1 pseudogene is annotated in these 264 nt (G+C 71.6%); it reads right to left on the reverse strand.

The features are described 5' to 3' along the window. Nucleotides 1-264: pseudogene (locus tag SB756_RS31170) on the reverse strand (hypothetical protein); the annotation flags it as partial.

Genomic DNA, 264 nt, shown 5'->3' on the forward strand with positions numbered 1-264 from the left:
CGAGTAGGTGCTGCTCTTTACCGTGCTCACAAACACGTACTCGCCCTTCACCGCGTCGGCGGTGACGGTGAATTGCAGGTAGCCGCGCTGCCGGGTGTCGGCGTAGGCCAGGTCGTCCACCAGCCCCAGCCCGGCCCCGATGGCGGCAGCGCCGAGCTGGGCGGTGGCGGCGCTGCCGTCCAGGGCGGGGCCCAGGCTGCCGAGGCCGAGGGCTTCGAAGCCCGGCGAGCTGACCGAGGTGCCGGCAAATTCGTGGCCGACGGT

Origin of the sequence: Pseudomonas sp. SIMBA_068, assembly GCF_046534705.1 — a bacterium.
GTDB classification, from domain to species: Bacteria; Pseudomonadota; Gammaproteobacteria; order Pseudomonadales; family Pseudomonadaceae; genus Aquipseudomonas; species Aquipseudomonas putida.